Source organism: Halopseudomonas sp. 4NH20-0008 (genome assembly GCF_057548395.1).
This window is the reverse complement of sequence record NZ_BAAJMD010000003.1, coordinates 308,026-317,855: the sequence shown is the minus strand read 5'-3', so window position 1 is coordinate 317,855 and position 9,830 is coordinate 308,026. Positions and strand designations below refer to the sequence as shown.

At 57.0% G+C, this 9,830-nt stretch carries 10 protein-coding genes; 6 read left to right on the top strand and 4 right to left on the bottom strand.

Going from position 1 to position 9,830, the window contains the following annotated elements:
• Window positions 1-13 precede the first annotated feature (13 nt).
• On the top strand, window positions 14-148 hold the full coding sequence (locus AC27HQ_RS05240) for a WCX domain-containing protein (RefSeq protein ID WP_487155020.1): 135 nt from the start codon (window positions 14-16) through the stop codon (window positions 146-148).
• Between the two features lie 134 nt (window positions 149-282).
• On the opposite strand, the gene AC27HQ_RS05235 is transcribed toward AC27HQ_RS05240, so the two are convergent.
• Window positions 283-930, bottom strand: coding sequence for a TetR/AcrR family transcriptional regulator (locus AC27HQ_RS05235; RefSeq protein ID WP_487155004.1), 648 nt, complete (start codon window positions 928-930; stop codon window positions 283-285).
• A gap of 82 nt (window positions 931-1,012) precedes the next feature.
• On the opposite strand from AC27HQ_RS05235, the gene AC27HQ_RS05230 reads away from it, so the two are divergent.
• The 3 genes from AC27HQ_RS05230 to AC27HQ_RS05220 are packed head-to-tail and all read left to right on the top strand — an operon-like array spanning window position 1,013 to window position 4,320.
• Window positions 1,013-2,488 carry a flavin-containing monooxygenase gene (locus tag AC27HQ_RS05230; protein WP_487155002.1) on the top strand — a complete coding sequence of 492 codons (1,476 nt, stop codon included), beginning with the start codon at window positions 1,013-1,015 and terminating at the stop codon, window positions 2,486-2,488.
• A 14-nt stretch (window positions 2,489-2,502) separates the two neighbouring features.
• Window positions 2,503-3,321 (top strand): SDR family NAD(P)-dependent oxidoreductase, encoded by an 819-nt coding sequence (locus AC27HQ_RS05225; protein WP_487155001.1) that lies wholly within the window; start codon window positions 2,503-2,505, stop codon window positions 3,319-3,321.
• Between the two features lie 27 nt (window positions 3,322-3,348).
• Window positions 3,349-4,320 (top strand): alpha/beta fold hydrolase, encoded by a 972-nt coding sequence (locus tag AC27HQ_RS05220; protein WP_487154999.1) that lies wholly within the window; start codon window positions 3,349-3,351, stop codon window positions 4,318-4,320.
• Between the two features lie 43 nt (window positions 4,321-4,363).
• On the opposite strand, the gene AC27HQ_RS05215 is transcribed toward AC27HQ_RS05220, so the two are convergent.
• The 3 genes from AC27HQ_RS05215 to hemN all read right to left on the bottom strand — a co-directional run bounded on the left by AC27HQ_RS05215 (window position 4,364) and on the right by hemN (window position 7,750).
• A complete protein-coding gene (locus AC27HQ_RS05215) occupies window positions 4,364-4,651 on the bottom strand; it encodes a hypothetical protein (protein WP_487154998.1) in 288 nt (95 codons plus the stop codon).
• A gap of 18 nt (window positions 4,652-4,669) precedes the next feature.
• Complete coding sequence (locus AC27HQ_RS05210) at window positions 4,670-6,235, bottom strand: methyl-accepting chemotaxis protein (RefSeq protein WP_487154996.1); 1,566 nt, start codon at window positions 6,233-6,235, stop codon at window positions 4,670-4,672.
• Window positions 6,236-6,367: 132 nt separating this feature from the next.
• Window positions 6,368-7,750 (bottom strand): oxygen-independent coproporphyrinogen III oxidase, encoded by a 1,383-nt coding sequence (gene hemN / locus AC27HQ_RS05205; RefSeq protein WP_487154995.1) that lies wholly within the window; start codon window positions 7,748-7,750, stop codon window positions 6,368-6,370.
• Window positions 7,751-7,912: 162 nt separating this feature from the next.
• Between hemN and AC27HQ_RS05200 the strand changes: the two genes are divergently transcribed.
• Both AC27HQ_RS05200 and AC27HQ_RS05195 read left to right on the top strand, forming a co-directional pair.
• The gene (locus AC27HQ_RS05200; RefSeq protein ID WP_487154993.1) at window positions 7,913-9,082 is read left to right on the top strand and encodes an NnrS family protein; all 1,170 of its coding nucleotides are present in this window, start codon (window positions 7,913-7,915) and stop codon (window positions 9,080-9,082) included.
• 30 nt (window positions 9,083-9,112) lie between these two features.
• Window positions 9,113-9,808 (top strand): Crp/Fnr family transcriptional regulator, encoded by a 696-nt coding sequence (locus AC27HQ_RS05195; RefSeq protein ID WP_487154991.1) that lies wholly within the window; start codon window positions 9,113-9,115, stop codon window positions 9,806-9,808.
• The last annotated feature ends 22 nt before the right edge of the window (window positions 9,809-9,830 follow it).

Here is a 9,830-nt window from a genome sequence, read left to right as displayed (position 1 = left end):
ACTTGAAGCCACAGTGCCGAATGACCAGCAAACCCGCTGGTGGATCATGGGCTTTGGCGCAAACATTGATGTGATTGAGCCGCTGGACTGGCGTGAACATATTCTTGAGCAGGCAAGAATCATTGCTGCACGTCAGAAAACTACGTGAAAACCCATCGAATGAAAGAAAGGACCACTCTTTGGATTGATCTCTGTATCCTAGTCCAATTCAGCATGGTGCATAATCACATCAGCTCTTGATAGGCTGTTACTTCACTCCTAACGAACGATCCAGCCCCTTTTTCAGGCACTGCTCTCAAACAACGACACACCAAGCTTGAGCGCCGTATTCGTTACCTCCTCTACCGGCGTGCTGTACCCAGTTGCCATCCAATACAGGGCAATATGAATTACTCCGCCGAGAATACCCGCCTGCAATAACGCATCGAACTGTTGACCAGGCCGCGCAAGCACGCGGGCAATATCATCGCTGGTAGCTTGCAAGGCGTTTTCAATTGCCCGGTCAACCGCAGGGCTGATACCCCGAATTTCAATCAGTAGCAAGCGAGCCAGCGTAGGATTGACCTTGAGCTGTTGGAAATAGGACAACAGCATCGCCTTGCTGCGCTCAATCGGATCCTTTCCCGCTGCCTGCGCTGCGGCCATATTGGCTTCGCGCATCCAACGGGCGGCCTGTTCATAGCTGGCAATCAACAGTTCATCACTATGGGCGAAAGACTCATAAAAATAGCGCTGAGTCAGTCCTGCCGCATCACACACTTGCTTGACGCCAGAATGGCGGTAACCCTTTTCACCATACACCTGTATGGCCGCCTCGATCAGCTTCTGGCGCCGCTGGGCACGGCGTTCTTCCACGGCTGAGCCACGGTAACGCCCTTTAGTGGCTGGGCTGGATTTGACTGAGGTCGATTTGACGGAGGGTATATTCATACGCCTAATTCTGACAATAGGGATTGCTAAATTCTATATGACAATTTAGATTGTCACTATCACCCATTACCGGTATATCCGCATGAGCTCAGTTCACCAACCTTTCCAACCCATGCCATTGGATGTGCTTATCATCGGCGCAGGCTTATCCGGCATTGGCGCCGCACATGCCCTGACCGAACAATGCCCCGACAAGCGCTATCTTATTCTCGAAAGACGTGCAGCGATTGGCGGCACATGGGATCTGTTCAGGTACCCGGGCATTCGCTCGGACTCGGACATGTACACCCTGAGCTACAGCTACAAACCCTGGACCCACCGCAAGGCCATCGCCGACGGATCCGATATCAAGCGCTATATCGAGGACATCGCGGAGGAGTCGGGCATCACCAACCATATTCGTTTTCAGCGCAAGGTTATCTCCGCGCACTGGTCCAGCGAAAAGGCGGTTTGGTCCGTCACTGCCCTTGCCACCGATGCGCAGGGCGTTGAGCGCGAAGAACAGTTCGAAGCCCGCATGCTGTCGGTGTGCGCAGGCTATTACAGTTACGATGAAGGTTACCGTCCGGACTTTCCTAACGAGTCGACCTTCAAGGGGCAGATCATTCACCCTCAGTTCTGGCCAGCTGATCTGGATTATGCTGGCAAGCGCATTGTCGTGATTGGCAGTGGCGCGACTGCGGTCACCCTGGTACCCGCGCTGGCCAAGACGGCCGCACAGGTCACTATGCTGCAGCGCTCACCCAGCTATGTGGTATCCCGCCCGCTGCAGGACGCCTTTGCCCAAGGCCTGCAGAAGTGGCTGCCAATGCCAGCGGCGCATGCCTTGACCCGCTGGAAAAATATCTTTTTGGGCTCGTTCTTTTTCCGTATTGCCCGCAACAAACCGGAGCTGTTCAAAAAGCGCTTGTTGGCCATGGTTAAAGCTCAGGTGGGTCCGGAGCTGGACATGAAGCACTTCAACCCGTCTTATAAACCCTGGGATCAGCGCGTATGCGCAGTACCGGATGGTGATCTGTTCCACGATATCCGGGCCGGACGTGCCAACATTGTCACTGATACCATTGACAGCTTTACTCCGGACGGTATTCGCCTGGCTTCAGGTGAGGAGCTGACAGCCGACATCATCATCACCGCAACCGGTTTGAAACTGAACGCACTCGGCGATGTGCAGATCAGCGTTGACGACAAAGCCATTACCCTGGGCGACCATATGGCCTACAAGGGCATGATGCTCAGTGACATTCCCAACATGATCATGACCTTTGGCTATACCAACGCCTCCTGGACACTCAAGGCCGAACTGACCTCCAGCTTTACCTGCCGTCTGTTACGCTATATGGATCGCAAAGGCTTGCGTGTCGCAGTACCGCGCCTGGATACAAGCGTCCAGGAAGCGCCCTTTCTCAACTTTACCTCTGGCTATGTCCAGCGTGCCAAGGGCATGCTGCCAAAACAGGGTGATCGCAAACCCTGGCAGGTTCACCAAAACTATCTCCAGGACAAACTGACCATTCAGTATGGCCAGGTTGATGACGGCGTCATCCAATTCAAATAACAAGAGTACACAGCATGCAAGTCAATCAATGCGTAGCCGTCCTCACCGGTGCGGGTAGTGGTATTGGCAGGGCTCTGGCGCTGGCTTTGGCGCAACGTGGATGCCATCTGGCACTGGCTGATATCAACCCCATAGCGCTCAGTGAAACAGCGTCTGAAGCGCGCCTGCTAAGTGTGCGTGTCAGCGAGCACCCGCTTGATGTAGCCAGCCGCAGCGCTATCGCAGCGCTGCCAGAGGCTGTCATCGCAGAGCATGGTCAGGTGGACCTGTTGATCAATAACGCCGGCGTCGCACTGGGAGGCCATTTCAATCAGGTCAAGACAGAGGATTTTGACTGGTTAATGGCGATCAACTTTGACGCTGTCGTGTGCATGACTCGCGCCTTTCTACCGTTGTTGAGCCAACGCAAAGCGGCCCGGATCGTCAATATTTCCAGCCTGTTTGGCCTTATCACTCCAGCCGGTCAAAGCGCCTATTGCGCGAGCAAGTTTGCTGTTCGTGGCTTTTCCAATGCGCTGCGACTGGAGCTGCAAGGGGGGCCGGTAGGTGTGACTGTAGTTCACCCTGGTGGTGTGGCAACAGCCATCGCCACCAGTGCCAGGGCACCCGAGGGCGTTGACGCCGCGGAGCATGCGCGCCAGCTTAAGCAAACTGAAAAGTTACTGCGGATGCCGCCAAGCAAAGCGGCCAATATTATTCTCAAGGGCATTGAGCGGGACAAAGCCCGTGTGCTGGTAGGCATGGATGCGCGCATCCTCTCGTGGCTTGAGCGCCTGATGCCGGTCAACTACTGGCGGCTGTTACCCGGCATTGCTACCGGAAAAGCCCGCTAATTATCTGAACCAGAAGGGACTATCAGGATGAGCTTGTTGATTACTGCAGTGATTGTAGGACTATTGATTCTGGTTGGTGGGCTGATGCTATTTACCTGCCTGGTCGCCTGGCGGGTAGAAATGGGACTGCCTGCAGAAGGTCGTTTTGTTACCGTCATGGGCAACCGTATTCACTATATAGAAGAAGGCACCTCACACAGTAACAAGCCAGCAATCCTGATGATTCACGGTCTCACCGGCGTAGCGCAGAATTTTACCTACGGTGTGGTTTCACAGTTGAGCCAGACCTACCGGGTTGTCGTAATCGATCGGCCTGGCAGTGGCTATTCAACACGGCATCGGCACGCCTCGGCCAGCATAGCGGTGCAGGCCGATATCGTTGCTGGCGTGATTGATGCCTTGGGTCTCGACAAGCCGCTGGTGGTCGGCCACTCACTGGGCGGAGCTGTCGCCCTCGCCACCGCGCTGCGTCACCCAAACAAGATCGCCGGATTGGCTCTGGTCGCCCCCCTGACGCATATGCCCAAAGACACGCCAAAGGCCTTTGCTGCCCTGACTATCCGCTGGCTCTGGTTGCGGCGCCTGATCGCCTGGACCTTGGCAACACCGATGTCTATTCTGCAGCGTGACAAGATCATGCAGGTCGTATTTGGCCCAGAGAAAGTGCCTGCAGACTTCCCGGTACGCGGAGGCGGTCTGCTCGGGCTGCGCCCCAGCCAGTTCATGGGTGCGTCAGCGGATGTCAACGCCTTGCCCGACAGCATGCAGTTGATGCCACAGCAATATCCCGGCCTGAGCCTTCCGGTCGCTGTGCTTTACGGCAGACAGGACAGGATTCTGAACCCTCAAGAACAGGGTCAGGCGCTGGTAGAGGTCTTACCCCAGTGCGAGCTGGAGCTGATAGACGGCGGCCATATGCTGCCCATTACCCAAGCTGACATGACGGCTGAGTTTATTGCCCGGCGGGCCGCGCTGCTGACGGAGGCCAACAGGCCATGATCGCGCAGGGCAGAAAAGAGGTTATAACGAAAGCAGCTCCGCGCTAGCGGACCCGCTGCTTAGCCACCCACTGCACGTGTCGTTGAATCGCCGGATCGGCCAAGAGTTTGTCTCGACTGTCGAACACGGTAGCCAGGGTCATTTCATCGTACAACCGGTGCACACCCTTGTGACAAGGCACGCAAAGCCACAATCCGGTGTTCAGCTGTTCGCGTGAGTGGCTTTTGCGAAAACGTGCACGCCGGTGCACCTTGCGGGGCACCAGATGGTGAAAGGTCAACCAGGTTTGTCGATTACACAGCTGGCAAAATTCAAGCGGCGACCTGGCCACGCTTTGAAAACTCCATGATCAGTGATTGAATCGATCCGTCAGACTCTGCAAGTCTACCGCCGTTCGCTCAAGCGAGGCGCCACGTGAATTAGCCGAGTGCGCCATCTCCAGACTTTGATCCGCGGCCTGAGCTATCCGGCTGATCTGTTTGGAGATATCTTCTGCCACCGTACTCTGCTGTTCCGCCGCCGCAGCCATTTGCTGGGTCATTTGTGAAATACGCTCCATAACCAAATCAATGCTGCTCAGAGCCTCCTGAGTCAATGTCACCTGTTGCACCCCCTTTTCCGCTTCAACATCACCGCTGCGGGCCACATCCACTGCCTCTTGAGCGCGTTGCAGCAAGGTGCTGATTACCGACTTGATTGACTCGGTTGAATCACGGGTTTTCTTCGCCAATGAACGCACTTCATCCGCTACCACGGCAAAACCTCGACCCTGATCGCCAGCGCGCGCCGCTTCAATAGCGGCATTGAGGGCCAACAAATTGGTCTGATCGGCAATCGACTGGATCAGGCTCGCTGCCTTGTTGATATGTTCCGCTTCATTGGCCACGCTGGCGGCCGCCTGATTGATACGCTCGACCGTATCGGCCAAGGCAGAAATCACCGCCATGGTGGTACTGGCAATCTGCGTGCTGTCCTTGATCAGGCGACGGGCGTGCTCTGCTTCGCTGGCGGTCTGCTGGACATTGCGCGACACCTCATGGATCGAGGCCGCCATTTCGGTCATGGCGGTAGCAGCCTGATCGGCTTCCAGACGCTGTGCCTCAAGGGCGGTGGAGGTTTGCGTTGCCAGGCCTCTGGCCTGTGTGGCGCCGGAACTGGTTTGCGCCGCATAGTCGGACAACCGGGTCAGTGCGGTGCGGATACGCGCGGCCTCACTGATCAGCACCATCTTCAGACGCCCGACCATACCATCGTCATTGGCAAAGGCCAGGGAGGCGACCTCGTTGTCAAAGGCATTCGGCAAGCTGCGCAGGGCCGTCTCGACCGAATGCTCGGCCATCCACAGGGTGAAATAACTACCAAGCAGCACGCTCAGAGCCGCCAGGGTGGCTGCGACCAGACCAAACAGCCACCAGAGCACCAGAAAGCAGCCCAGCGCCATACACAGGGCGGCCAGCATTTTCTGCAACAGATGCTGGCCTTCGAGAATATGGCTATGGGCGGGCTTGCCACTGCTGATCCGTTTGTACAGGGCGGCAGCACGTTGCACGCGATCACGGTCGGGCAGGGTTCGAACCGATTCGTAGCCGACAATGCGGTCATGCTCAAGGATCGGCGTGACGTAGGCCTCGACCCAGTAAAAGTCGCCCTGCTTGGTACGGTTCTTGACAATACCCATCCAGCTTTTGCCGGACTTGAGGTAGCTCCACATGCTTTCGTAGACAGCGGGAGGCATGTCAGGATGACGCACGATATTGTGTGGGCTACCTATCAGTTCGTCACGACTGAAGCCACTGACGGTAACAAACTCATCATTGCAATAGACGATTTTACCCACCGCGTCGGTCGCGGAGATCAGCCTTTGGTTTGGGTCAAAAGTCCTTTCCCGATCAGTGACTGGCTGATTGTTACGCATATACAACCCTCTAAACCCAAAGCACACCCCGATGTGTACCTATTCGCTCAGCTTAGAGGGTTCCCAAGAAAGTGCCAGATTCATCAAGGCACTGAATCATAACCAACAACGCCAAAAAGGGCGCCGAAGCTTTCAAATAATCCGTGAAAAGCGCTGCGCATTGTCATGGTTCTGATACGCATCAAAAACCATACACACCGAACGCACCAACAGACGGCCTGAGGGCAGAATCTGAATTCCCTGTTCGCTGAGCTGCAGCAGCCCATCGCGGTGCATCTGCATCAGCATCGGCCAGCAGCCGGCAAAATAATCCTTGAAGACAAGCCCGAAGCGCTGCTCGATGTCGGCAAACTGCAGCTCGAAATGGCAGATAAGCTGACCAATCACAGCTCGGCGCAAACGGTCATCTTCGTTACAGATCAATCCGCGACGAGTAGCCAGCAGGTCCTGATCGAGGCAATGCTGGTAAATCTTGATATCGGTGCTGTTCTGGCTGAACAGGTCACCCACCTGGCTGATGGATGACACGCCCAGACCGATCAGATCGCAGTGTCCGTGGGTGGTGTAGCCCTGAAAATTACGCTGCAGCTCGCCACTTTCCTGGGCGATGCTCAGGCTGTCATCCGGCATGGCAAAGTGATCCATGCCGATGAAGCGGTACCCCGCCTCGGTCAATTGGCGAATGCTGTTTTCCAGCATCTGCAGCTTCTGCGCCGCGCTAGGCAGATCCGCAGCCTGAATCCGCCGTTGTGGCAGAAAACGCTCAGGCAGATGGGCATAATTGAACACCGATAGACGATCGGGCTTGAGCTCGATAATCGCCTCTACGGTTTTGCTGAAACTGTCAGGGTTCTGCTTGGGCAGACCGTAGATCAGGTCAATATTGATCGAGCGGTATTCCAGCGCACGTGCCGCTTCCATGATCGCCTGGGTCTGTTCCAGGCTCTGCAGGCGGTTGACGGCACGCTGCACCTCCGGATCAATATCCTGAACGCCAAAGCTGACCCGATTGAAGCCGATTTCCCGCAACAGGCCCATGGTCGACCAATCGGCCTCACGTGGGTCAATCTCAATACTGTAGTCGCCGCTATCGTCATCATGCAGGGCAAAGTGTTGTCGCAGCTTGCTCAGCAGGCCGCGCATTTGATCATGGCTGAGAAACGTCGGTGTACCACCACCAAAATGCAGTTGCTCCACTACCTGCTGCGGCCCGGTATGCGCACTGAGCAGTTCGATTTCCCGAAAGAGACTGTGCAAGTAGGGCTCGGCGCGACTGCGATCCTTGGTAATCACCTTGTTGCAGGCGCAGTAGTAGCAGATATTGGCGCAGAACGGGATATGCACATACAGCGACAGGGGCCGCTTGGCCTGACGGCTGGCATCCAGCGCCTGCAGCAGATCGGGCGGGTTGATTCCGTCATGAAACTGCACCGCCGTCGGGTAGGAGGTGTAACGCGGCCCAGCGGTATCATATCGACGGATCAGGTCGATATCCCAGCGAGGGGTATGGAACATGGGAGCGGTCTCCGGCTCGTGGACTGTCATGTTGCACAGGCTAAACCCACGACTCCATCCGCTCTTTGATACAGGTCAATAGGCCGTCAACTCAACGTACCCATTAGGATATATTGCCGCTGATGCCGATGCCCCTCAGGATGACCGCAAAGGGGATCGTCCATGTTAAAAGCATCATCAGCACTGTTCAGTCTTGGTTTCAGACCATTCTTTCTGCTCGGCAGTAGCTTTGCCGCCATCGCCATTGTGCTATGGATTGCCGGACTCGGTGGTCACCTGTCCGGCTGGCAACCAGCCGGTGGCTGGCTGGCCTGGCATCAGCATGAAATGTTGTTCGGCTTTGCTGGCGCCATCATCGCCGGTTTTGTGCTGACGGCCGCCCAGAACTGGACCAATCAACCCGGCCCCAGCAGCTGGCCAATTCTGCTGCTGGTTCTGCTGTGGTTGGCAGCCCGACTGGCCTGGTTGCTGGACACCCCATTCTGGCTATTATTCCCACTGGAGCTGGTCTTTCTGCCGCTGGTTGCAGTGCTGCTGGGACGCATGCTCTGGGCTGTGCGCCAGCAGCGCAATTACCCGATTGTGCTGGTGCTGCTCCTGCTGGCCCTGACCAACCTGTTCAGCCTGCTGGGCATGCAACAGGAGCAGTTCGCCTGGCAACGCCAAGCGTCTCAGGGTGCTCTATGGCTGATTGCCGCCTTGATGGGGCTGATTGGCGGGCGGGTCATTCCCTTTTTCACCCAACGTGGACTGGGACTGCCAAGCGCTGCGGCCGCCCTGCCCTGGCTGGATAATCTGCTGCTGGCCGGCAGCCTGTTGGTCGCCCTGTTGATGGTCAGCGGTCTGGGCCTGCAGCCGCAGCTATGGATTGCCCTGCTGTTCATGGTACTGGGCGCAGGGCATCTGCTGCGGCTGATGCGCTGGCATCATCCGCGAATCTGGGGCGTACCACTGCTGTGGTCGCTGCATCTGGCCTACGCCTGGCTAGTCATGGCGCTGTTCAGCATGGCACTGTGGCATGCAGGCTGGATGAACAGTGCCAGCGCCGCCATCCACATGCTCGCCATCGGTAGCCTGGGTGGGCTGATTCTGGCGATGATCGCACGCGTCAGCCTCGGGCATACCGGACGCCCACTGGAGCCGGTAGCGGCCATGTCACTGGCCTTTGTGCTGCTGAATCTGGCGGTACCCTTGCGCATCTGGCTGACGCTCTGGTTGCCCATGACCGGTTACTGGCTTGCCGCGCTGTGCTGGACACTGGCCTTTGCGCTGTTCGTCTGGCACTACGCCGGCATGCTGTCTCGCCCGCGACCGGACGGACGCCCCGGCTAGGCCACCATCACGAACCGGGGAACATAACCCATGCATCTGCTATCGGCTCACCGCGAACAGCTTGCCCGCCACCCGCTACTGGCACATTTGAGTGATGAGATGCGCACAGCCATGCTGACTGAAGCCTGGTGCCGTGAATACCCGGCACAGGCACAGATTCTCCGGCAGGGTGACCCGGCTGAACGTTTCTTTCTGGTGCTGGCTGGCAAGATCAAGCTCTACCGGATCTCCGCAGACGGCAAGGAAAAGGTGGTGGAGATCATCCAGAACGGCCAGTCCTTTGCCGAGGCGGTGATGTTTCTGCAAAAGCCGGTCTACCCGGTCTGCGCCGAAACGCTTGAGGCGGTGCTACTGGTGGGTTTTTCCAATCGGCTGATGCTGCAGGCGCTGGAAACCAACCCGAGCACCTGCCTGCATCTGCTCGGGCATATGAGTATCCGTCTGCATCAGCGCCTGGATGAGCTGGAAAACCTGACCCTGCAGAATGCCACCCAACGCCTGGCGCTCTATCTGATTGGCCAGGTGCGCGATCGCCAGGGCGATGATGTCGAGCTGGATCTGGTATTGCCCAAGGGATTGATCGCCGCCCGCCTGTCAATCAAACCCGAGACCCTGTCACGGGCCATGGCCACGCTGCGCGATCAGGGCCTGATCGAGAGCCGTAGTCGACATATCCGCATTCCCAGTATCAGCCGCCTGCTGGATACCTTCACCCTGAGTGCCTGAGACAAGCATGGCTTCGGAAGTG